The 22053-nt window shown below is 67.9% G+C and carries 21 protein-coding genes; all 21 read left to right on the forward strand.

Translation table 11 applies throughout. The features are described from left to right. Positions 1-79 precede the first annotated feature (79 nt). A complete protein-coding gene (locus ACE3P2_RS14375; RefSeq protein ID WP_374265631.1) occupies positions 80-307 on the forward strand; it encodes a helix-turn-helix domain-containing protein in 228 nt (75 codons plus the stop codon). Beyond that, complete coding sequence (locus ACE3P2_RS14380) at positions 288-941, forward strand: MamI family restriction endonuclease (RefSeq protein WP_374265633.1); 654 nt, start codon at positions 288-290, stop codon at positions 939-941. The genes ACE3P2_RS14375 and ACE3P2_RS14380 overlap by 20 nt, the downstream gene beginning before the upstream one ends. A 385-nt stretch (positions 942-1326) precedes the next feature. Then, the gene (locus ACE3P2_RS14385; protein WP_374265635.1) at positions 1327-2142 is read left to right on the forward strand and encodes a porin; all 816 of its coding nucleotides are present in this window, start codon (positions 1327-1329) and stop codon (positions 2140-2142) included. A 47-nt stretch (positions 2143-2189) separates the two neighbouring features. Further along, positions 2190-3143 carry an AMP-binding protein gene (locus tag ACE3P2_RS14390; protein WP_374265637.1) on the forward strand — a complete coding sequence of 318 codons (954 nt, stop codon included), beginning with the start codon at positions 2190-2192 and terminating at the stop codon, positions 3141-3143. Continuing rightward, positions 3140-3931, forward strand: coding sequence for an ABC transporter ATP-binding protein (locus ACE3P2_RS14395; RefSeq protein ID WP_374265639.1), 792 nt, complete (start codon positions 3140-3142; stop codon positions 3929-3931). The genes ACE3P2_RS14390 and ACE3P2_RS14395 overlap by 4 nt, the downstream gene beginning before the upstream one ends. Before the next feature lie 13 nt (positions 3932-3944). Continuing rightward, positions 3945-4826: a branched-chain amino acid ABC transporter permease gene (locus ACE3P2_RS14400; protein WP_374265641.1), complete on the forward strand. Its 882-nt coding sequence runs from the start codon at positions 3945-3947 to the stop codon at positions 4824-4826. A 5-nt stretch (positions 4827-4831) separates the two neighbouring features. Continuing rightward, positions 4832-5896, forward strand: coding sequence for a branched-chain amino acid ABC transporter permease (locus ACE3P2_RS14405; RefSeq protein WP_374265643.1), 1065 nt, complete (start codon positions 4832-4834; stop codon positions 5894-5896). A gap of 103 nt (positions 5897-5999) precedes the next feature. Beyond that, positions 6000-7337: an ABC transporter substrate-binding protein gene (locus ACE3P2_RS14410; RefSeq protein WP_374265645.1), complete on the forward strand. Its 1338-nt coding sequence runs from the start codon at positions 6000-6002 to the stop codon at positions 7335-7337. A gap of 50 nt (positions 7338-7387) precedes the next feature. Then, on the forward strand, positions 7388-8725 hold the full coding sequence (locus ACE3P2_RS14415) for an ABC transporter substrate-binding protein (RefSeq protein WP_374265647.1): 1338 nt from the start codon (positions 7388-7390) through the stop codon (positions 8723-8725). Positions 8726-8800: 75 nt separating this feature from the next. After that, positions 8801-9577, forward strand: a complete 777-nt coding sequence (locus ACE3P2_RS14420; protein WP_374265649.1) for an ABC transporter ATP-binding protein — start codon at positions 8801-8803, stop codon at positions 9575-9577. 269 nt (positions 9578-9846) lie between these two features. Then, positions 9847-10422, forward strand: coding sequence for an FMN reductase (msuE, locus tag ACE3P2_RS14425; RefSeq protein WP_374265651.1), 576 nt, complete (start codon positions 9847-9849; stop codon positions 10420-10422). 39 nt (positions 10423-10461) lie between these two features. Further along, positions 10462-11574, forward strand: coding sequence for a dimethylsulfone monooxygenase SfnG (gene sfnG / locus ACE3P2_RS14430; RefSeq protein ID WP_374265653.1), 1113 nt, complete (start codon positions 10462-10464; stop codon positions 11572-11574). 15 nt (positions 11575-11589) lie between these two features. Then, a complete protein-coding gene (locus ACE3P2_RS14435) occupies positions 11590-12765 on the forward strand; it encodes an AMP-binding protein (RefSeq protein ID WP_374265655.1) in 1176 nt (391 codons plus the stop codon). A 14-nt stretch (positions 12766-12779) separates the two neighbouring features. Further along, the gene (locus tag ACE3P2_RS14440; RefSeq protein WP_374265656.1) at positions 12780-13559 is read left to right on the forward strand and encodes an ABC transporter ATP-binding protein; all 780 of its coding nucleotides are present in this window, start codon (positions 12780-12782) and stop codon (positions 13557-13559) included. 90 nt (positions 13560-13649) lie between these two features. Further along, entirely contained in the window at positions 13650-14531 is an 882-nt protein-coding gene (locus tag ACE3P2_RS14445; protein ID WP_374265658.1) for a branched-chain amino acid ABC transporter permease, read from the forward strand. Positions 14532-14544: 13 nt separating this feature from the next. Then, positions 14545-15612 carry a branched-chain amino acid ABC transporter permease gene (locus tag ACE3P2_RS14450; protein ID WP_374265660.1) on the forward strand — a complete coding sequence of 356 codons (1068 nt, stop codon included), beginning with the start codon at positions 14545-14547 and terminating at the stop codon, positions 15610-15612. Between the two features lie 48 nt (positions 15613-15660). Next, complete coding sequence (locus ACE3P2_RS14455; RefSeq protein WP_374265662.1) at positions 15661-16983, forward strand: ABC transporter substrate-binding protein; 1323 nt, start codon at positions 15661-15663, stop codon at positions 16981-16983. Between the two features lie 210 nt (positions 16984-17193). Then, positions 17194-18432 carry an acyl-CoA dehydrogenase family protein gene (locus ACE3P2_RS14460; protein WP_374265664.1) on the forward strand — a complete coding sequence of 413 codons (1239 nt, stop codon included), beginning with the start codon at positions 17194-17196 and terminating at the stop codon, positions 18430-18432. Positions 18433-18489: 57 nt separating this feature from the next. Further along, on the forward strand, positions 18490-19749 hold the full coding sequence (locus ACE3P2_RS14465) for an SfnB family sulfur acquisition oxidoreductase (RefSeq protein WP_374265666.1): 1260 nt from the start codon (positions 18490-18492) through the stop codon (positions 19747-19749). A 30-nt stretch (positions 19750-19779) separates the two neighbouring features. Continuing rightward, entirely contained in the window at positions 19780-21201 is a 1422-nt protein-coding gene (locus tag ACE3P2_RS14470; protein WP_374265667.1) for an LLM class flavin-dependent oxidoreductase, read from the forward strand. 79 nt (positions 21202-21280) lie between these two features. Continuing rightward, positions 21281-22033: an ABC transporter ATP-binding protein gene (locus ACE3P2_RS14475; protein ID WP_374265669.1), complete on the forward strand. Its 753-nt coding sequence runs from the start codon at positions 21281-21283 to the stop codon at positions 22031-22033. Positions 22034-22053: the final 20 nt, after the last annotated feature.

The raw sequence follows: 22053 nt of genomic DNA on the forward strand, positions 1-22053 counted from the left end.
TGTTGCAAAAATAGATACACATCAATTTTGTCTCCTTTGGCATGTGGAGTCAAGCAAGAGTTTGGCGGACACTGAGAGTATGTCTGCCATAGCCGTCAAATTTGGTCGAGTAATCCGAAGTCTGCGAGAGAGGCGGGGCCTCTCTCAGGAGGCTCTGTCTGACTTGGCCGGGCTAAGCCGGAGTTTTTTGGGAGAGATCGAACGAGGGGACGCGGTGCCTTCAATTGAGACTCTTCAGAAATTAGCAGACGCATTGGGGGAAAAATTGTCTTTCATCGTTTGCCAATATGAACAACTCAACGGTTAAACAAACTGTAATTGATGAAGCCCTGGAACTCCTAGATCTTCATTTCGACTCCTTCTACGCCGCTGAGCCGTTTGCCACGAGGACTGGACATCCTGTTCCGATGGATACACGAGGGTGGTCTCAGGTTCTTGCAAGTGTTTTGTCTGGAATCAAGGGGCTAGAGCGTAAGAAAGGAGCGGATCTTGATGATGGCTCCGATGTGAAGGGGGCTAACACTTGGAAGGCAATTGATACGCCGCGATTTAACGGAGTTATCAAGGCAGGCACGAAGGCAGCAAAATCCGATAAGCTGGAAAGCTTGGACGATATGCCTTACTTGTACCTTGTTCTGTGGGATGAGACTGAACGGAAAACTGCCCGGTGCAGAGTTTGGGTTGTTCGTACTCAAAAGGATGTGGTTTTTCGTAAAATGTGCCAATCATGGTACGAGAAACGCGAATCCGGGGAGATTTCTTCTACAAATTTTCAACTTCACCCTCCGCGTGGGAAAGACGGTAATGTTATTCGAAACACCTGCGGAAATCTGACTTATCCGCTATTTTTCAGCGCTGAGCGCGCCGCTGGTGGAAAATATAAATTGGTGAGTTATACGCCGGAAGTGTTGAAAAATGGAGTTTGCAAGGTTGCTTCGTAGCCTTGCCGCATCAGCAAAAAAGTCAGGCATACATTATCTCAATGGGATCGTCCGAGCCGGAAAGCCGCTTGTGACGCCAGACCACCATCACCGTTGAGGAACCCATGCTGACCAATAATCTCCCCTCCCTCCGCAGCCTCTCCGTCCCGCGAGAGGTCTTCATCGAACTGCGCGTCAAAGTCCGCCGCTAGTTCTCGTTTCCTACCTGCTCAACAACGCCCTTGGTCTTCGCGGACCAAGGGCGTTTTGCTTTTGGAGCCTGACCATGACCGCAAGATTTCTTCTCGTTACCACTGCCGAAGCGCCGAAATGTGGCCTACACGCCACGGGGGCGATCACCTACCGCGTCCTGATCGATGAGTCCCGAACCAAAGTATTTCTCGCGATGATCGCCAACCAAGGCGGCAGTGGGTACTTCAGTACCAAGCCGATCGACTTCGACGCCATCCATGCCTGTATCGCCGAGACCCAGCCCGGCCAAGTGCTGATGGCCAAGCAGTTCAAATATCGCTGGGACAACGTCGTCGGCTACACCTCGCCGAGCTGGAGCGGCTTCTCGGTGGCCGCCGCCTACACCCTCAACGGCTACGGGCAGGAATCCATCGCCAATCGGGGCAGCGGCGCGGTGGGCGACGTGCGCGCGGTCGGGGTGGTGCCCCAGTACCGCAACGGCCCGTTGTTCATCGGCCTGAACCTGCAGGAGCTGCGCGCCAAGTCTACCGGCGTCGACGCGACCGGCACGCCGGTGGCCGTCTCGTACGACGGCAAGAAGGTGCGCGCCTACGACCTGGGCGGCACCTACGACCTGGGCTTTGCCAAGCTCGCCGCCGGCTACGGCATCCGGCGCGCCGACGTGGCCGACTTCAGCGCCGACACCGGCGCCATCGACGGCAAGGAGAGCAAGCAGTGGCTGATCGGCGCCACGGTGCCGGTGAGCGCCGCCGGCAAGGTGCTGGCGTCTTTCGTGCGGCGAACCACCGAACGGGTTGGCGGCGGCGACGACGCCCGTGCCAACCAATGGGCGGTGGGCTACGAGCACGCCCTGTCGAAGCGCACCGCGCTCTACGGCACCTTCTCCAGCGTCAACAACAACCGCGGCGCCCGCGAGACCCAGACCCTCTTCAGCTCGGTGGGCGCCGGCTACAACAGCGGCGACGGCTACCAGCGCAGCACCGCCGTGGGCATCCGCCATTCGTTCTGATCCATCCAGGCAGCGGCGGGCGTTCGGCCCGCCCGGGAGAACTCACCATGCGAGTGCATGAATTCGACGCGGCAGCCCAGGACGTGCTGCCGCCCCACGCCCTCGGCCGGCTGGCCGACTGGGCGCGGAGCCGTCCGGCCGACATCGCCCTGCGCCACAAGCGCCGCGGGCGCTGGAAGGCCTGGCGCTGGGCCGACGTGGCGCGGGAAGTGGACCATCTCGCCGCCGCGCTGCGCCAGCACGGCTTCGGCCCCGGTTCGCGGCTGGCGTTGTCCGGCGCCTTCGAGCCGACCCTGCTGCTGCTGGCCCTGGCGGCCGCGGCGGCCGGCGGTCACGCCTTCGGCCTGTCGCGGGATGCGGAAGGCGCGGGCCTGCGGCGTCAGCTCGAACGGCTGCAGCCCAGCCACGTGTTCGTCCACAGCCGCGAGGGGGCGACCCGTGTGCTGGCCGCGCTGGCGGGCACGCCGGGCGAGGTGGTGCTGTTCTCGTCCCAGGCCGCGGCGCGGCGCGAGGAGCAGGGCCGCGTGCTGCCTTTGGCCGGGCTGTACGCCGGCGGGCCGGTGGCGCCGGCGCGGCTGGCGTGGCGTCTGGCCCATGCCGCGCCGCCGCTGTGGAGCGAGGAGGGCACCGAGTGGGAGGACGGGCTGCGCCTGCTGCTGGCGCACTGGCTCGACAAGGGCGAGGGGCTGGCCTTTCCGGAGAGCCGCGAGTCGGCGACCCGCGATCGCCGCGACGTGGCGCCGGCCGGGCTGCTGCTTTCGTCGGCACGTCTGGCGGGGCTGGAGCACGAGCTGGAGAGCCGCCTGCCGCCCCCGGGCAGCCTGACCCGGCGGGTCTGGGACTGGGCCCAGGGCGGGCACGCGCTGGGGCGCCGGCTGCGCGCCCGGGTACGCCGCCTGAGCGGCCTGCACCGGCTGCGCCGGGTGGTGGTGGATGCGCCCGACGCGGTGCCGGCGAGCGGCGCGCAGGGCTGGGTTCACGCCTATCGGGAGGCGGCATGAGCGTGCATCCCGTCGCGGCACCCGGGCCGATCCTCGAGGTGAACAACATTTCCCTGTCGTTCAAGGGCGTGAAGGCGATCTCCGACCTCTCGTTCGCGGTGCGGCGGGGCGAAATCTGCGCCCTGATCGGCCCCAATGGCGCCGGCAAGAGTTCGCTGCTCAACGTGCTGAACGGCGTCTATCGGCCGGATTCGGGCGAGGTGGTGTTCGAGTCGGCGCACTTTCGCGCGGTGCATCCGCTGGAGGCCGCCCGGCGTGGCATCGGGCGCACTTTCCAGAACAACGCGCTGTTCAAGAAGATGAGCGTCATCGACAACGTGCTCACCGGCCTGTCGCGCCACGCCACGAGTGGCTTCTTCGCCCAGGCCTTCGGGCTGCCGGCGGCGCGGCGCGAGGCGCGGGCCTTCCGCGAGCAGGCCGAGAGCACGCTGGAGTTCCTCGAACTGCAGGCCTTCCGCGACGTGCCGGTGGGCACCCTGGCCTACGGCCTGCAGAAGCGCGTCGAGCTGGGACGGGCGTTGGTTGCCGCGCCCAGCCTGCTGCTCCTCGACGAGCCGATGGCCGGCATGAACGCCGACGAAAAGCGCGAGATGAGCCGCTTCGTGGCCGACGTGAACCGCGATCTGGGCACGACCGTGGTGCTCATCGAGCACGACATCGGCGTGGTGATGGGCCTGTCGAGCCACGTGGTGGTGCTCGACTACGGACGCAAGGTGGGCGACGGCACGCCCGCCCAGGTGCAGGCCGACCCGGAAGTGATCGCCGCCTATCTCGGCACCGTCCATTGAGGAAGCCACAACCATGACCTTCTTTCTCGAAACCCTGATCGGCGGGCTGCTCGCCGGCACCATGTATTCGCTGGTGGCGATCGGCTTCGTGCTGATCTACAAGGCCAGCGGCGTGTTCAACTTTGCCCAAGGGGCGATGCTGCTGTTCGCGGCGCTCACCTTCGTCAGCCTGCAGGAGCTGGGCGCGCCCTTCGCACTGGCGCTGCTGCTCACCGTGCTGGCGATGGGCGTGGCGGCGCTGATCATCGAGCGGGCGGTGCTGCGCCCGCTGGTGGCGCGCTCGCAGATCACCCTGTTCATGGCCACGCTGGGGCTCAGCTTCATCATCGAGGGCCTCGCCCAGGGCCTGATGGGCGCCGAGGTGCGGGCGCTCGACCTCGGCATCGACGACGTGCCGGTGATGTTCGGCGAGGTGATGGTGAGCCAGTTCGACCTGGTGGCCGCCGCCACCGCGGCGGTGCTGGTGGGCGTGCTGGCGCTCCTCTTCAACAAGACCCGGATCGGCGTGTCGCTGCGCGCGGTGGCCGACGACACCCGCGCGGCGCTGTCCATCGGCATCGACCTGAACCGCATCTGGCAGATCGTGTGGGCGGTGGCCGGGGTGGTCGGGCTGGTGGCCGGCCTGCTGTGGGGCGCGCGCCAGGGGGTGCAGTTCTCCCTGTCGCTGGTGGTGCTCAAGGCGCTGCCGGTGCTCATCATCGGCGGCTTCACGTCGATCGGCGGCGCCATCGTCGGCGGGCTGATCGTCGGCGCGGCCGAGAACCTGGCCGAGGTTTACGTCGGCGCCCACATCGGCGGCGGCATCACCCCGTGGTTTGCCTACTTCCTGGCTTTGGCCTTCCTCTACATCCGTCCCGCCGGCCTGTTCGGCGAGCGGGCCATCGAGCGAGTGTGATCCCGATGAACGCTTCTTCCCACAGCCTTCCCACGCCCTTCGACCACGCCCCGGTCGAGCTGGTCGCCCGGCGTCCGCCCTGGGGACTCTTCGCGCTGCTGGCGGTGGCCTTCGTGGCGGTGCCGCTGGCGGGCTCCGACTACTGGCTCAACGCGATCCTGATTCCCTTCCTGGTGCTGTCGCTGGCCGGGCTGGGGCTCAACCTGCTCACCGGCTACACCGGCCAGACCTCGGTGGGGGCCGCCGGTTTCATGGCGGTGGGGGCCTTCGCCACCTACGGTTTCCTGTTGCGGGTGCCGGAACTGCCGCTGCCCCTGGCCCTGGTGGCGGGTGGGTCGATCGCCGCGGCGACGGGCTTCGTGTTCGGCATTCCGAGCAACCGCATCAAGGGTTTTTACCTGATGGTCACCACGCTGGCGGCGCAGTTCTTCCTGGAGTGGGTGTTCACCAAGTTCCCGTGGTTCTACAACCACGCCTCGTCCGGCACGATCTCGGCGCCGCGGCTGGAACTCTTCGGCCACGAGCTCGGCTCGCCGGTGGGTCGCTACCTGCTGGTGCTCGCCACCGTCGCGCTGCTCACCTGGGTGGCGGTGAATCTGGTGCACAGCCAGATCGGCCGCAACTGGATGGCGATCCGCGACATGGACACCGCCGCCGCGGTGATCGGCATTCCGGTGGATCGCTACAAGCGGCTGGCCTTCGCGGTGAGTTCGTTCTACCTGGGCATTGCCGGGGCGCTGTGGGCGTTCGCCTACCTGGGCACCGCCAGCGCGGGCAGCTTCGACATCAATCGCTCGTTCCAGATCCTGTTCATCATCATCATCGGCGGCATGGGCAGCATCGCCGGCAGCTTCATCGGCGCCGCCTTCATCAGCCTGCTGCCGATCTTCCTGAGCCAGGCCGGGCAGGCGCTGCTCGGTGGCAATGTGGATGCCGGGCAGATCCAGAACCTGCAGAAGATCGTCTTCGGCGTGCTCATCATCGCTTTCCTGATCAAGGAGCCGGAAGGGCTGGTGCGCCTGGGCGCGACCCTGCGCGAACGCCTCGCGCGCTGGCCGCTGCGCTTCTGAGCCGCGCCCCGATTCCGCTTTCCGTTTCCGGCTTTCCCATTTCCATTTTCCACTTTCCCCGCCGGGAGGCGGGGCTGCATCCCCCATCCGAAAAGAGAGAAAAATGACCCGACCCTTCAAACGCATCACCGCCGCCGTGTTGCTCGCGGCGGCCACCCTCGGCGCCGTGCCGGTCGCCCAGGCCGCGCCCAATGAACAGTTCTTTCCCCTCGCCACCTACCGGGTCGGCGCCTACGCCTCCAGCGGCATCCCGGTGTGGGCCGGGATGATCGACTACCTGCGCTACATCAACGACGTGGAAGGCGGGATCAACGGCGTCAAGCTGGTGTGGCAGGAATGCGAGACCGAATGGACGGCCGAGAAGGGCATCGAGTGCTACGAGCGCTTCAAGAAGGGCCTGGGCGGCGCCCCGGTGGCGATCTACCACCCCAACGGTGCCCCGGCGGCCTACGCGCTGTCGGACAAGGCCGCAGCCGACAAGATCCCCCTCATCACCCTCGGCTACGGCCGCACCGAGGCCACCGACGGGGCGGTGTTCCCCCATAACTTCCCGGTGATGCTGACCTTCTACAGCGAGGCCTCGGCGGTCATCAACTACATCGCCCAGCGCGAGGGGGGCCTCGACAAGCTGCGCGGCAAGAAGATCGCCACCGTCTATCACGACTCCGCCTACGGCCGCGAAACCCAGGGGCCGCTCAAGCTGCTGGCCGAGAAATACGGCTTCGAGAACATCCAGATTCCGGTCGCCGACCCGGGCAACGAGCAGTCGGCCCAGTGGCGTCAGGTGCGCCAGGCCAAGCCGGATTGGGTGTTCCTGCGCACCTGGGGCGTGTCGACGCCGGTGGCGATCAAGACCGCGGCGCGCTTCGGCTTCCCGGTCGAGCGGATCATCGGCGACATCTGGGCCAGCTCCAACGAGGACGTGCTGCCCGCCGGCGACGCCGGCAAGGGCTACCTGGCGCTCACGCCCTACCCGGGCGGGGCCGACTTCGACATCCACAAACGCATCAAGGCGCACATCCTCGACAAGGGCAAGAGCGACCTGAAGGACCCGAAGAGCTTCGGCAGCGTGTACTACAACTCGGGCCTGGTGAATGCCGCCATCGCCGTCGAGGCGATCCGCGCCGGCCAGAAGAAGTTCGGCAACCGTCCGCTCACCGGCGACGAGGGGCGCTGGGGGCTGGAGCACCTCAAGCTCGACGACGCCCGCCTCAAGCAGATCGGCTTCCTCGGCCTGATGCAGCGCCTGACCCTGTCGTGCTCCGACCACGAAGGCGGCGGCGCGGTGCGCGTGCAGCAGTGGGACGGCAAGCAGTGGCAGCTCGTCACCGACTGGGTGCAGGCCGACCGCACCCTGCTGCGCCCGCTGATCGACGCCAAATCGGCCGCCTACGCGAAGGACAAGGGCATCGCCCCGCGCGATTGCCGCAAGGAAGGCTGAGTCCCACGCCGTTTCACATTCCCCAACGACAACACCGAAAGACGATTTTCATGCGTAACTTCATCAAACGCGCCGTCGCCGCGAGCCTGGTGGCCGCCGGCGTCCTCGGCGCCCTGGCCGAAGCCCAGGCCGCCCCCAACGAGCAGTTCATTCCCCTCGCCACCTACCGGGTCGGCCCCTACGCCTCCAGCGGCACCCTGTGGTGGGCCGGCCTGATCGACTACCTGCGTTACATCAACGAGGTGGAAGGCGGCGTCAATGGCGTCAAGCTGGTCTGGCAGGAATGCGAGACCGAGTGGAGCACCGACCGCATCGTCGAGTGCTACGAGCGCTACAAGAAGGGCCACAACGGCGCCCCGACGGCCTTCTTCTTCACCCACAGCACGCCGGCCTCGTATGCGCTGATGGAGAAGGGCCACGCCGACAGGATTCCGCTCATCGACCCGGCCGGCGGGCGCACCGAATCCACCGACGGCAGCGTCTTCCCCTACGCCTTCCCGCTGCTGCTCAACTACTACGGCCAGGCTTCGGTGGGCATCAACTACATCGCCCAGCGCGAAGGCGGCTTCGACAAGCTGCGCGGCAAGAAGATCGCCACCGTGTACCACGACTCCGCCTACGGCCGCGAAACCCAGGCGCCGATGGAAGTGCTGGCCAAGAAGTACGGCTTCGAGAACATCCAGATCCCGGTGGCCGACCCGGGCAACGAACAGTCGCCCCAGTGGCGCCAGGTGCGCCAGGCCAAGCCGGACTGGGTGTTCCTGCGCACCTGGGGGGTGTCGACGCCGGTGGGCATCAAGACGGCGGCGCGCTTCGGCTTCCCGGTCGATCGCATCATCGGCGACGTGTGGGCCGGCTCCGAGGCCGACGTGCTGCCGGCGGGCGCCGCGGCGGTGGGCTACCAGGCGCTGGCGCCGTTCCCGGGCGGGGCGGGCTTCGAGATCCACAAGCGCCTGAAGAAGCACATCATCGACGCCGGCAAGAGCGACCTGAAGGACACCAAGTTCTTCGGCAGCGTGTACTACAACATCGGCCTCATCAACGCGGCGATGGCCGTCGAGGCGCTGCGCACCGGCCAGAAGCAGTTCGGCAACCGCCCCCTCAACGGCGAGGAGGGGCGCTGGGCCTTCGAGCACCTGGACATCAACGACGCCCGCCTCAAGGCGATTGGCTTCGAGGGGCTCCTGCAGCGCCTCAAGCTCTCGTGCGCCGACCACGAAGGCGGCGGTGCCGCCCGCGTGCAGCAGTGGGACGGCAAGCAGTGGAAGCTCGCCACCGACTGGGTGCAGGCCGACCGCGCCCTGCTGCGTCCGCTGATCGACGCCAAGTCCGCCGCCTACGCCAGGGAGAAGGGCATCAAGCCCCGTGACTGCGCCAAGGCGTCCTAGCCCCGATCCGCGCCGGACGCGCCGCCCCGCGCTGCGTCCGGCCGTTCCGCCCACCTCGTCACCCGGAGACATCCCATGAGCAGCCATGCCCAACCCGCCACCGCGCCGGCCGATCTGCTGGCGGTGAACGACATCGAAGTGATCTACGACGGCGCCATCCTGGCGCTGGCCGGCGTGTCCCTGCGCGTGCCGCCGGGCAGCATCGTGGCCCTGCTGGGCGCCAACGGCGCCGGCAAGAGCACCACCCTCAAGGCCATCTCCGGCCTGATCCACGCCGACCGGGCGCGCATCAGCCGCGGCAGCGTCGCCTTCCTGGGGCAGGACACCGCCGGCGTGCCGCCCAACCGGCTGGCCCGGCGCGGCATCGTGCATGTGCTCGAAGGCCGCCACGTGTTCGCCCACCTCAGCATCGAGGACAACCTGAAGAGCGGCGGCTTCCTGCGCGGGCTGGGGCGGCGCGAGCTGGAGCGCGACCTGGAGAAGATCTACGCCTGGTTTCCGCGCCTCAAGACCAAGCGCAAGGTGCAGGCCGGCCTCACCTCCGGCGGCGAGCAGCAGATGCTCGCCATCGGCCGCGCGCTGATGACCCAGCCCAAGCTGGTGCTGCTCGACGAGCCGTCGATGGGGCTGGCGCCGATCATCGTGCAGGAGATCTTCGACATCGTGTCGCGCCTCAACGACGAGGAGAAGATCGGCTTCCTGCTCGCCGAGCAGAACATCAACCTGGCCCTGCGCCACGCCAGCTACGCCTACGTGCTGGAAAACGGGCGGGTGGCGGACGAGGGGTTCGCCCACGATCTCGCCGCCCGCGAGGACATCCGCAGCTTCTACCTCGGCGGCAAGGCGGGCTGAGCGCCACCGCGCCCGCCCGTTCTCTCCCTCGATCAGCCCGGCCGGCCGGCGACCCGCGTCGTCGCGCCGGCCGGCTGGCGTTCACGCCGCGGGCGGGCTGCTGCGTCGGCAGCAGGCGCCGCCCAGTGTTGTTTGCAGCGCAGCAAGCGGTGGCCGGGCGATTTGATCAAGGCTTTGATTTTTATGGGTTTGTTGGGTTGGCACGGTTGCTGCTAAATCTGGCTCAGGGTGCCGCATCGGGCACATCGTAAACAACACAGGTGAACTCCATGAGCAAGAAAATCAAAGTCGTCGCCGTCTCCGGCGGTCTGCAACGCCCGTCCCGCACGCTCACCCTGGTCGAGGCCATCGTCGATGCGCTGGGCGACGACGGGCAGATCGAAACCCGCCTGATCGAGCTGGGCGAGGTCGGCCCCAAGCTGGCCGGCGTGCTCTATCCCAGCCAGCTGCCCGCCGAGGTGCGCGAGGACATCGCCGCCATCGAGTCGGCCGATTTCCTGATCGTCGCCAGCCCCGTCTATCGCGCCTCGTTCACCGGCCTCTTCAAGCACCTGTTCGACTTCGTCGACCACAACGCCCTCAACGACGTGCCGGTGCTCCTCGCCGCCACCGGCGGCAGCGACCGCCACGCGCTGGTGATCGACCACCAGCTGCGCCCGCTGTTCAGCTTCTTCCAGGCCCACACCCTGCCCATCGGCGTTTATGGCGCCGAGGCCGACTTCCAGGACTACCGCGTCACCAGCCCGGCCCTGCAGGCCCGCATCGACCTGGCCGCCGAGCGCGCCCGGCCCTTCCTGCGCCCGCGCGCCGAACAGGCCGCCCGGCCGGCCCGTCTGGCCGCCTGAGTCCGCCCCGCTTCAGCCCATTCACCGAGGAACCACACCATGAGCCAGAACCCCATCAAGTTTGCCTACTGGGTGCCCAACGTCAGCGGCGGCCTCGTCGTCAGCAAGATCGAGCAGCGCACCAGCTGGGACATCGACTACAACCGCAAGCTCGCCCAGATTGCCGAGAAGGCCGGCTTCGACTACGCCCTGTCGCAGATCCGCTTCACCGCCGGTTACGGCGCCGAATACCAGCACGAGTCGGTGGCGATCAGCCACGCCCTGCTGGCTGCGACCGAAAAGCTCAAGGTGATCGCTGCGATCCTGCCGGGGCCGTGGCATCCGGCAGTGCTCGCCAAGCAGATCGCCACCATCGACCAGCTCACCGGCGGCCGCGTCGCGGTGAATATCGTGTCAGGCTGGTTCCGCGGCGAATTCCACGGCATCGGCGAGCCCTGGCTGGAGCACGACGAACGCTACCGCCGCTCCCAGGAGTTCATCGAGGTGCTCAAGGGCATCTGGACCCAGGACAACTTCACTTACAAGGGCGACTTTTACCGCTTCCACGACTACACCCTCAAGCCCAAGCCCCTGCAGCAGCCGCATCCGGAGATCTTCCAGGGCGGCAGCTCCCGCGCGGCCCGAGACATGGCCTCGCGCGTGTCGGACTGGTACTTCACCAACGGCAATACCGTCGAGGGTATCAAGGCCCAGGTGGACGACATCCGCGCCAAGGCGGCGGCCAACGGCCACCGCGTGAAGATCGGCGTCAACGCCTTCATCATCGCCCGCGACACCGAGGAAGAGGCGAAGGCGGTGCTGCAGGAGATCATCGACAAGGCCGATCCGGAAGCGGTGAATGCCTTCGGCGACGCGGTGAAGCAGGCCGGCAAGGCCAGCCCGGAAGGGGAGGGCAACTGGGCCAAGTCCACCTTCCAGGACCTCGTGCAGTACAACGACGGCTTCAAGACCAACCTGATCGGCACCCCGCAGCAGATCGCCGAACGCATCGTTGCCCTGAAGGCGGTGGGCGTCGACCTGGTGCTCTCCGGCTTCCTGCACTTCCAGGAAGAAGTCGCCTACTTCGGCGAGAAGGTGCTGCCGCTGGTGCGCGCCCTCGAGGCCGGCAAGGGGGCTCCCGCGGCCCGCGAACTGGCCGACGCGGCGGCCTGACGGAGCGAGCCCGCGATGAAACCCCTGCTCCGAACCGACCGCCAGGCCGCGGCCACGCTGCCCGGCTGGCTCGAAGTCCAGGCCCGCAGCCAGGGCGGCGCGGTGGCCCTGCGCCACAAGCAACTGGGCATCTGGCAGCCGCGTAGCTGGCGCGAGGTGCTGGCCGACGTGGCGGCGCTGGCGGGCGGCCTCGCGGAGCGGGGTTTTCGCCAGGGCTCGACCCTCGTGGTGCTCAGCCACCCGCGGCCGGAGGCGCTGCTCGCGGCGCTGGCGGCCCAGTGGCTGGGCGGTGTTGCGGCGGTGCTCGACCCCCACGACGACCCCGCCGTGCCGGATGCGGCGCTCCTCGCCCTGCGCCCCGATTTCGTGTTCGCCGAAGGGCTGGCCCAGGTGGAGCGGGTGCGCCGCGCCGGCCTCGCGCCCGCCGTGCTGGCCTACGCCGATGCCCGCGGCCTGGGCGGGCAGCCCTTGCCCGGCCTGGTCGCCCGCCGCGCGCTGGCGGTGGCGGGCGGGCGGGTGCCGGCGCTGCTGGCCCGGCCGGACGGCGTGGCCTTCGTGTTCCTGCGCGCGGGGGGTGACGGCGCCGTGGAGCGGCAGGCCATCACCCACGCCGAGCTGCTGCGCGAGGGCCGCCTGCTGGTGGAGGGCGAGCAACTGAGCGAGCGCGAGGAGGCCTTCGCCGCCCGCGCCTTTGCCGCCAGCGGCCAGGCCCGCTACCTGCTGGCGCCGTGGCTGATCGCCGGCTTCCGCCTCAACTTCCCCGAAAGCCTCGCCACCCGCGACAACGACCGCCGCGAGCTGGGCCCGACCCTGGTGGCCGGCACCCGCGAGACCTGGCAGCGCGTCGAACATCTGGTGCGCGACCTGCTTCCCGCGCCGGGCAGCTGGCAGCGCCGTCTCGTCGAACGGGGCCTCGACCCGCGGGCGCGCGGCGTGTCGCGCCTGCTGGGCTACTGGCTGGTGCGCCGGCCGCTGCGCGACGTGATCGGCTTTACCCGCACCCGCGTGCCGCTGATCGTCGGCGAACCGCTGCCCGATGAATCGGCGCGCTTCTTCGCCCGCCTCGGCATCGAGGTGCGCAACTGGGCCGACCCGGCCCGCTGGCAGGCCGCCGAGCCGGCCGGGGGGGCCGCCCCGGCACGGGATGCCGGCCGCTTCGCCGTGCCGTCCGGCCACGTCCAGCCCGCCTGAAAGAAAGAGTCCGCATGACCCGCTTCGCCGATCCGCTGCTCGAACTGGATCACATTTCCCTCTCGTTAAAGGGCGTCAAGGCCATCACCGACATCAGCTTCGCGGTGGCGCGGGGCGAGATCTGCGCCCTGATCGGCCCCAACGGCGCCGGCAAGAGCTCGCTGCTCAACGTCATCAACGGCGTCTACCGCGCCCAGGAGGGGCGCATCCGCTACGACGGCGAGGCGCGCCGCCACATGCGCCCGCACCACGCCGCCGAGCGCGGCATCGCCCGCACCTTCCAGAACATCGCGCTGTTCAAGGGCATGACGGTGCTCGACAACGTGCTCACCGGCCGCAACCTGAAGCGCCGCAGCAGCTGGGTGGAGCAGGCGCTGGGCATCGGCCGCGCCGGCCGCGAGGACGACGAGCAGCGCCGCCGCGCCGAGGAGGTGATCGCCTTCCTGCAGCTCCAGCCGTGGCGCCAGAGCATCGTCGGCAAGCTGCCCTACGGCCTGCAGAAGCGCGTCGAGCTGGCCCGGGCGCTCGCCGCCGAGCCGCGTCTGCTGCTCCTCGACGAGCCGATGGCAGGCATGAACGCCGCCGAGAAGAAGGCCATGAGCCAGTACATCGTGGACATCAACCGGGAGTTCGGCACGACGGTGGTGCTCATCGAGCACGACATCGGCGTGGTGATGGGCATCTCGGACCACGTGGTGGTGCTCGACTACGGCCGCAAGATCGGCGACGGCCCGCCCGACGAGGTGCGCGCCAGCCCCGAGGTGATCGCCGCCTACCTGGGCACGCGCCACTAACGCCCCACCGTTTCCGCAGCCCCGTTCTTGCCCCGCCGCCGGCAGGGCAGGGCCGGTATTGCCCGCGACAACCCAATCACAGGACGCAACATGGATTTCTTTCTCGAAGTGCTGATCGGCGGATTGCTCTCCGGGGTGATGTACTCCCTGGTGGCGATTGGCTTCGTGCTGATCTACAAGGCCTCGGGCGTCTTCAACTTCGCCCAGGGGGCGATGGTGCTGTTCGCCGCGCTGACCTTCGTCAGCCTGGTGGAGCGGGGCGTGCCGTTCTGGCTGGCCTTCGCGGTCACGCTGGCGTCGATGCTGGTGCTGGCGCTGCTGGTCGAGCGGCTGGTGCTGCGCCCGCTCGCCAACCGCTCGCCGATCACCCTGTTCATGGCCACGCTGGGCCTCGCTTACATCACCGAAGGCGCCGCCCAGGCCCTGTGGGGCGCCCAGGTGCACGGCCTCGACCTGGGCATCGAGGATGTGCCGGTGGAGCTGGGTGGGCTGTTCGTCTCGCGCTTCGACCTGTTCGCCGCCGCCACCGCCGCCACCCTGGTGCTGGTGCTGTCGGTGCTGTTCAACAAGACGCGCATCGGCCTGTCGCTGCGGGCGGTGGCCGACGACACCCTGGCCGCCCAGGCGGTGGGCATCCGCCTGTCGCGCATCTGGGTGGCGGTGTGGGCGGTGGCCGGGCTGGTGGCGCTGATCACCGGCCTGCTGTGGGGCGCGCGGGTGGGGGTGCAGTTCTCGCTCTCGCTGGTGGTGCTCAAGGCGCTGCCGGTGCTGATCATCGGCGGCTTCTCGTCCATCGGCGGGGCCATCGTGGGTGGGTTGATCGTCGGTGCCGGTGAAAAGCTGGCCGAGATCTACGCCGGCGCGCTGGTGGGCGGCGGCATCGAAAACTGGTTCCCCTATGTGCTGGCGATGCTGTTCCTGCTGGTGCGGCCGGCGGGGCTGTTCGGCGAACGCGCCATCGACCGGGTCTGAAGGAGGCATCGCCATGCTCTATCTCGAAGCCGGCCAGTTCGCCACCCGCTACGCGGCCGACCGTCGCATCTTCCGTCTGCGCCAGGACCGCATCGGCCTCGCCGTGCTGCTCGCGGTGGCCTTCTTCGCGGTGCCCCAGGTGGGCAACGACTACTGGTTCAGCGCGATCCTGATTCCCTTCCTGGTGCTGTCGCTGGCCGGGCTGGGGCTCAACCTGCTCACCGGCTACGCCGGGCAGCTGTCCCTCGGCGCGGCGGCCTTCATGGCGGCGGGGGCGTTCGCGGCCTACAACTTCCAGCTACGCATCGAGGGAATGCCGCTGCTCGCCAGCTTCGCCCTCGGCGGGCTGGTGGCGGCCGTGCTGTCGGCGCTGTTCGGCCTGCCGAGCCTGCGCATCAAGGGCTTCTACCTGATCGTCGCGACCCTGGCGGCACAGTTCCTGGTGCCGTGGGTGCTGGTGAAGTTCGGCTGGTTCTCCAACTTCAACGCCTCCGGGGTCATCAGCGCGCCGCCGCTCACCATCCTGGGGGCCGACTTCAGCACGCCGGCCGGGCGCTATCTCCTCACCCTCGGCATCGTCACGGCGCTCGCCTGGCTCGCCCGCAACATCGTGCACAGCGAGCTGGGCCGCAACTGGATGGCGGTGCGCGACATGGACACCGCCGCCGCGGTGATCGGCATTCCGCTGGCGCGCACCAAGCTGCTGGCCTTCGCGATCAGCGGCTTCTACCTGGGCGTGGCGGGGTCGCTGTGGGCCTTCGCCTACCTGGGCACCGTGGAACCCCACGGCTTCGACCTGGCGCGTTCGTTCCAGGTGCTGTTCATCATCATCATCGGCGGCCTGGGCAGCATCCTCGGCAACTTCCTCGGGGCGGCCTTCATCGTGCTGTTTCCGCTGCTGCTCTCCAACCTCGCCGGCCTGCTGCCCGGCGGGCTCATCGATCCGGGCCAGCTCGAGAACATCCAGAAGATGATTTTCGGCGCCCTGATCATCGTCTTCCTGATCCGCGAACCGGAGGGGCTGGCCCGCCTGTGGCAGCACTTCCGCGCCCGTGCCCGGCGCTGGCCGCTGCGCTACTGATTTCCCCGCCTTTCATTCGACTCAATCCATTTTTCCCGGAGCCCACGCATGTCCTTCAAGCACACCCTCAAACCCCTGGCCCTGGCGGCCGGTCTCGCCGCCTTCAGCCTCGGCGCCCACGCCGCCGAGCAATACTTTCCGCTGCAGAGCTACCGCATCGGGCCCTACGCCGCCGGCGGCACCGGCTTCTTCGGCGGGTTCATCGACTACCTGCAATACGTCAATGCCAACGGCGGCGTGAATGGCGTCAAGCTCACCTGGAGCGAATGCGAGACCGAATACGTCGTCGAGAAGGGTGTCGAATGCTACGAGCGCCTCAAGAAAGGCCTCAACGGCGCGCCGGCCGCCGCCACCAATCCGCTGTCGGTGGGCATCGCCTACGCCACGCTGGATCGCTCCACCGCCGACAAGATTCCGCTCATCACCATCAACCACGGCCGCACCGACTCCACCGACGGCAGCGTATTTCCGTACGCCTTTCCGCTGCAATTGAATCCGTATTCCGAAGTGTCGGCCATCGTCAATTACATCGGCCAGCAGCTGGGCGGCGTGGATAAATTGAAGGGCCGCAAGATCGTCACCCTGTATCACGGTTCGCCCTACGGCAAGGAAACCAACGAGGTGCTCGAAAAGCTGGCCGCCAAATACGGTTTCGAATTGACCCTGCTCGAAGTGCCGCACCCGGGCAACGACCAGCAGTCGCAATGGATCAACATCCGCCGCATCAAGCCCGATTACGTGATCCTGCGCGGCTGGGGCGTGATGAATCCGGTGGCGCTGAAGACCGCCCAGAAGCTCGGTTATCCGGTCGATCGCATCATCGGCAACATCTGGAGCAATTCCGAGGACGACGCCGCGCCCGCCGGTGCCGCCGCCAAGGGCTTCGTGTCGATCACCACCCACCCGTCGGGCACCGCCTTCCCGGTGCTTCAGGGCATCAAGAAGACGGTGGTGGATGCCGGCAAGGGCAACCTCGCCGATCCCAAGCGCTTCGGCACCGTGTATTACAACCTGGGGGTGGTGAATGGCATCCTCAACGTGGAGGCGGTGCGCATCGCCCAGGCCAGGTTCGGCAACAAGCCGCTGACCGGCGAGCAGGTGCGCTGGGGCTTCGAGAACATCCGCCTCGACGACAAGCGCCTGAAGGAACTCGGCGCCCTGGGCCTGGTGCAGCCCCTCAAGCTGTCGTGCGCCGACCACGAAGGCGGCGGTGCGGTGCGCTTCCAGCAATGGGACGGCCAGCAATGGAAGCTGGTGAGCGACTGGGTGCAGGCCGACCGCGCGCTGCTGCGCCCGATCATCGAAGCCTCGGCACGCAAATACGCCAAGGAGAAGGGCATCACCCCGCGGGATTGCGCGAAGGAAGTCTGAGCGGCGTTTTCATTCGTGCCACCGGCCGGCGGTTTTCGTCGGCCGGTGGCATTCGCACGTCCATTTCTGGCAGGAATCCAATTCTCGAATCCTATTCTCGATTGCTGCAATCGATAAAAGAAATCCGTATTTGCGTTGGCTGGATTTCGATTGAAAATGAATTCGTCGAATTAAACGCACTATTCGGAAAACAATTCATCAGGTGATGCCATGACCCACAGGGATAATTTCTCCAGTCTTTCCGCCGGCACCGATTACGAACAGCTGGCCAATCGCTTCCGGCCGATCTTCGCGCGGATCGCCGAAGGCGCCCTCGAGCGCGAGCGCAACCGCACGCTGCCCCACGAAGCCATCGAATGGCTCAAGAAGGCCGGCTTCGGCGCGGTGCGCGTGCCGGTGGAGGCGGGCGGCGCCGGCGCCTCGCTGCCGCAGCTGGTGCGCCTGCTGATCGAGCTGGCCGAGGCCGACTCCAACATTCCGCAAGCCCTGCGCGGCCATTTCGCGTTTGTCGAGGACCGCCTCAACGCCCAGCCGGGCCCGGATCGCGATCGCTGGTTCAAGCGCTTCGTGGACGGCGATCTGGTGGGCAACGCCTGGACCGAGGTGGGCGACGTGAAGATCGGCGACGTGATCACCCGGGTCACGCCCGACGGCGCCGGCTGGCGCCTGAACGGCCACAAGTACTACAGCACCGGCAGCATCTTCGCCGACTGGATCGACGTGTTCGCCCGCCGCAGCGACACCGGTGCCGACGTGATCGCCGCGGTGAATACCCACCAGCCCGGCGTGCGCCAGCAGGACGACTGGGACGGCTTCGGTCAGCGCACCACCGGCAGCGGCACGTCGGAATTCGTCGACGCCATCGTCGAGCCGGAGAACGTCATCGACTTCGCCACCCGCTTCAAATACCAGACCGCCCTTTACCAGCTGGTGCTGCTGGCGGTGCTGGCGGGCACGGCCCGGGCGGTGGAGCGCGACATCGCCCACCACGTGCGTGAGCGCAAGCGCATCTTCAGCCACGGCAACGCGCCGCTGGTGCGCGACGACGTGCAGATCCAGCAGGTCGTCGGCGAGATCTCGGCGCTGGCCTACGCCGCCGAAGCCACCGCCGTGCGTGCCGCCGAGCCGGCCCAGCGGGCCTACGTGGCGCGCTTTGGCGGCGACGAGGCGGTGGAGCGCCAGGCCAACATCGACGCCGAGATCGAATCCGCCAAGGCCCAGGTGGTGGTCGCCGATCTGGTGCTGCGCGCCAGCTCCAACCTGTTCAACGCCCTGGGCGCCTCGGGCGTCAGCGAAACCAAGGCGCTCGACCGCCACTGGCGCAACGCCCGCACCGCCGCCACCCACAACCCGCTGATCTACAAGGCCAAGGTCGTTGGCGACTGGGCCATCAACGGCACCGAGCCGCCCTACGTCTGGCAGATCGGCGGCAGCCCGGCCGCCCGCTGAGCCGCGCCGCCCGCAACCGACCCACCGAATTCAACGCATTCCGACAGGAGAACCCCCATGAGCACCGCCGTTGCCGAACGTCCCCGCGCCCCCCGCGTCAATTCGCCCGAACCCTTTGCGCCGCGCCCGCGTCCGGCCCAGCCGGCCTACCTGATCCGCAGCGACGCCGAGGCCATCGAGGTGGCCCGCCGCCTCGCCGCCGAATTCATCGTCGAGGCGCCCCTGCGCGACCGCGAAGGCATCCTGCCGCTGGTGGAAGTGGACGCCTACTCGCGCAGCGGCCTGTGGGGCATCAACGTGCCCAAGGCCTACGGCGGCGCGGGCGTCTCGTACGCCACCGTGGCGGAGGTCATCAAGATCGTCGCCGCCGCCGATTCGAGCATCGCTCAGATCACCCAGAACCACCTGGTGCTGGTGGCCCACATCGGCCTCGACGCCACCGACGCGCAGAAGCGCTTCTTCTTCGACCTGGTGCTGAAGGGCTACCGCTTCGGCAACGCCTTCTCCGAGCTCAACAGCCGCAACGTGGCCAGCTTCGAGACCAAGGTGAAGGACCTGGGCGACGAGGTGGAGGTGAACGGCCAGAAGTTCTACACCACCGGCGCGCTGCTCGCCCACATCGTGCCCATCGTGGCGGTGGACGACGCCGGCAAGGGCTACCTGGTGTTCGCCGACCGGGACGCGCCGGGCCTCACCGTGACCAACGACTGGTCGAGTTTCGGCCAGCGCACCACGGCCTCGGGCTCGGTACGCATCGAAGGCGTGCGGGTGCCGAAGGATCGGGTCATCCCGATCGACGCCTTCGACGCGCCCACCGCCGCCGGCCCGATCTCGCAGATCATCCAGTCGGCCATCGATGCCGGCATCGCCAAGGGCACGCTCGACGACACCATCGCCTTCGTGCGCACCAAGAGCCGGCCGTGGATCGACAGCGGCAAGGACAGCGCCGCCGAAGATCCCTTCACCATTGCCACCATCGGCAACCTGGCGATCCGCCTGCACGCCGCCGAGGCCTTGCTGGAGCGCGCCGGCCGCCTGATCGACGTGGCGCTGGCCAACCCCACCGCCGAGACGGTGGCCGCCGCCACCGTGGCCACCGCCGAATCGAAGGTGCTCACCACCGAGATCGCCATCGAGGCCGCCAACCGGCTGTTCGAGCTGGCCGGCACCCGCGCCACCCTGGCCGCCCACAACCTCGACCGCCACTGGCGCAACGCCCGCGCCCACACCCTGCACGACCCGGTGCGCTGGAAATACTTCCACGTGGGCAACTACTACCTCAACGAGATCGACCCGCCGCGCCACCCCTGGAACTGAGCGCGCCGCCAACGACACGGAACCGAAACCATGAGCAAGCCAATCCGCTTCAACGCGTTCGAGATGAACTGCGTCGGCCACCAGTCGCCGGGGCTGTGGTCCCACCCGCGCGACCGGTCCTGGCAGTACAAGGATCTGGAGTACTGGACCGACCTGGCCAAGACCCTCGAGAAAGGCATCTTCGACGCCATCTTCATCGCCGACGTGGTGGGCTACTACGACGTCTACAAGGGCAGCAACCACCACGCGCTGCACCAGGGGGTGCAGATTCCGGTGAACGACCCGCTGCAGCTGGCGGCGCCCATCGCGATGGTCACCGAGCACCTGGGCATCGGCATCACCGCCTCCACGTCCTTCGAGCACCCCTACACCTTCGCCCGGCGGCTCTCGACGGCTGACCACCACACCAAGGGCCGGGTGGGCTGGAACATCGTCACGTCCTATCTGGAAAGCGGCGCGAAGAACGTGGGCGAGGGCGGTCTGCGCCGCCACGACAATCGCTACGAGGTGGCCGCCGAATACACCGAGGTGCTCTACAAGCTGCTCGAAGGCAGCTGGGAGGACGGCGCCGTGGTGCGCGACAAGGAGCGCGGCGTGTTCGCCCGCCCCGAGAAGGTCCACAAGATCGGCCACAAGGGCAAGTACTTCGAGGTGCCCGGCTACCACCTCTGCGAGCCCTCGCCCCAGCGCACGCCGGTGCTGTTCCAGGCCGGCGCGTCGGGGGCCGGCAGGGCCTTCGCGGCGCAGCACGCCGAGTGCGTGTTCGTCGCCACCCCCAGCCCGGCCACGCTCAAGCAGTACGTGGCCGACGTGCGCGCCCAGGCCGCGGCGGCGGGGCGCGACCCGGCCAAGGTGCTGGTCTACACGCTCGTCACCGTCATCGTCGACGAGACCGACGAGAAGGCCCGCGCCAAGTTCGAGGATTACAAGCGCCACGTCTCCTACGACGGCGCCCTGGTGCTGATGTCCGGCTGGAGCGGCATCGACTTCGGCCGCTACGCGCCGACCGATCCGGTGAAGAAGGTCGAGACCAACGCCATCGTGTCGGTGGTCGATCACCTCGCCAGCGGCGAGAAGGAATGGACCATCGACGAACTCGCCCGCTGGGGCGGCATCGGCGGGCTGGGGCCGGTGTTCGTGGGTTCGCCGGGGACGGTGGCCGACATCCTGCAAAAGTGGGCCGACGAGACCGACGTGGACGGCTTCAATCTGGCCTACGCGCTGGCCCATGAAACCTTCGAGGACGTGGTCACCCATCTGGTGCCCGAGCTGCAGCGTCGCGGCGTCTATCCCACCGCCTACAAGCCCGGCACCCTGCGCGAGAAGCTCTTCGGCGAAGGGCCGCGCCTGCCCGACAGCCACCCGGCCGCCCGCTACCGGGACATCGAGCGGGTCAAGCGCGAGCAGGGCAGGGCCGCCGCGACCCACGCCGACGAAGCGGTCGCCGCCTGATCCCATCCTGTTCCAACCCTGCCTGCCGGGCGTCTGCCCGGCGGGTGCATTGCAGTCGTCCCAACCACGCGGAGGCGCCATGTCGGCCAGCCCGATCCTGCAGCTCGAATCCATTGAAGTCGTTTATGAACAGGTGATCCTGGCGGTGCACGGGGTCTCCCTCGAGGTGGGCGCCGGCCAGGTGGTGGCCCTGCTCGGTGCCAACGGCGCCGGCAAGAGCTCCACCCTCAAGGCTATCTCCAGCCTCGTCCGCGCCGAGCGCGGGGCGGTGACGGCCGGGCGCATCCGCTACCAGGGCGCCGACATCACCCACGCCGCGCCCGACGCACTGGTGCGCGGCGGGCTCGTGCAGGTGCTCGAAGGGCGCCACTGCTTCGCCCACCTCAGCGTCGAGGAGAACCTGCTCACCGGCGGCTTTGTCGGCAAGCCGGGCCGGCAGGCGCTCAAGGCCGGCCTTGAGCAGATCTATCACTACTTTCCGCGCCTCAAGGCGCGCCGCAAGAGCCTCGCCGGCTACTCCTCGGGCGGCGAGCAGCAGATGGTCGCCATCGGCCGGGCGCTGATGGCCCGACCGCGTCTGGTGTTGCTCGACGAGCCCTCGATGGGCCTCGCGCCCTTGATCGTGGACGAGATCTTCGAGATCGTCGCTCAGCTCAACCGCGTCGAAGGGGTCAGCTTCCTGCTCGCCGAGCAGAATGCCCGCGTCGCCCTGCGCCACGCCCACCACGCCTACGTGCTGGAGAGCGGCCGCGTGGTGGCGGACGGCTCCGCCGCCGAGCTCGATGCCCGCGGCGACATCCACGATCTCTACCTCGGCGGCATCGCCGCGTAGCGGGCAGGGGAGGGCGGGGG

The organism is Zoogloea sp. (assembly GCF_041911615.1).
Taxonomy (GTDB): domain Bacteria; phylum Pseudomonadota; class Gammaproteobacteria; order Burkholderiales; family Rhodocyclaceae; genus Zoogloea.

Coding starts and splice junctions, on each gene's coding strand:
- ACE3P2_RS14375 (WP_374265631.1), top strand. CDS start 80: ATGTCTGCCATAGCCGTCAAATTTGGTCGAGTAATCCGAAGTCTGCGA.
- ACE3P2_RS14380 (WP_374265633.1), top strand. CDS start 288: ATGAACAACTCAACGGTTAAACAAACTGTAATTGATGAAGCCCTGGAA.
- ACE3P2_RS14385 (WP_374265635.1), top strand. CDS start 1,327: ATGATCGCCAACCAAGGCGGCAGTGGGTACTTCAGTACCAAGCCGATC.
- ACE3P2_RS14390 (WP_374265637.1), top strand. CDS start 2,190: ATGCGAGTGCATGAATTCGACGCGGCAGCCCAGGACGTGCTGCCGCCC.
- ACE3P2_RS14395 (WP_374265639.1), top strand. CDS start 3,140: ATGAGCGTGCATCCCGTCGCGGCACCCGGGCCGATCCTCGAGGTGAAC.
- ACE3P2_RS14400 (WP_374265641.1), top strand. CDS start 3,945: ATGACCTTCTTTCTCGAAACCCTGATCGGCGGGCTGCTCGCCGGCACC.
- ACE3P2_RS14405 (WP_374265643.1), top strand. CDS start 4,832: ATGAACGCTTCTTCCCACAGCCTTCCCACGCCCTTCGACCACGCCCCG.
- ACE3P2_RS14410 (WP_374265645.1), top strand. CDS start 6,000: ATGACCCGACCCTTCAAACGCATCACCGCCGCCGTGTTGCTCGCGGCG.
- ACE3P2_RS14415 (WP_374265647.1), top strand. CDS start 7,388: ATGCGTAACTTCATCAAACGCGCCGTCGCCGCGAGCCTGGTGGCCGCC.
- ACE3P2_RS14420 (WP_374265649.1), top strand. CDS start 8,801: ATGAGCAGCCATGCCCAACCCGCCACCGCGCCGGCCGATCTGCTGGCG.
- msuE (WP_374265651.1), top strand. CDS start 9,847: ATGAGCAAGAAAATCAAAGTCGTCGCCGTCTCCGGCGGTCTGCAACGC.
- sfnG (WP_374265653.1), top strand. CDS start 10,462: ATGAGCCAGAACCCCATCAAGTTTGCCTACTGGGTGCCCAACGTCAGC.
- ACE3P2_RS14435 (WP_374265655.1), top strand. CDS start 11,590: ATGAAACCCCTGCTCCGAACCGACCGCCAGGCCGCGGCCACGCTGCCC.
- ACE3P2_RS14440 (WP_374265656.1), top strand. CDS start 12,780: ATGACCCGCTTCGCCGATCCGCTGCTCGAACTGGATCACATTTCCCTC.
- ACE3P2_RS14445 (WP_374265658.1), top strand. CDS start 13,650: ATGGATTTCTTTCTCGAAGTGCTGATCGGCGGATTGCTCTCCGGGGTG.
- ACE3P2_RS14450 (WP_374265660.1), top strand. CDS start 14,545: ATGCTCTATCTCGAAGCCGGCCAGTTCGCCACCCGCTACGCGGCCGAC.
- ACE3P2_RS14455 (WP_374265662.1), top strand. CDS start 15,661: ATGTCCTTCAAGCACACCCTCAAACCCCTGGCCCTGGCGGCCGGTCTC.
- ACE3P2_RS14460 (WP_374265664.1), top strand. CDS start 17,194: ATGACCCACAGGGATAATTTCTCCAGTCTTTCCGCCGGCACCGATTAC.
- ACE3P2_RS14465 (WP_374265666.1), top strand. CDS start 18,490: ATGAGCACCGCCGTTGCCGAACGTCCCCGCGCCCCCCGCGTCAATTCG.
- ACE3P2_RS14470 (WP_374265667.1), top strand. CDS start 19,780: ATGAGCAAGCCAATCCGCTTCAACGCGTTCGAGATGAACTGCGTCGGC.
- ACE3P2_RS14475 (WP_374265669.1), top strand. CDS start 21,281: ATGTCGGCCAGCCCGATCCTGCAGCTCGAATCCATTGAAGTCGTTTAT.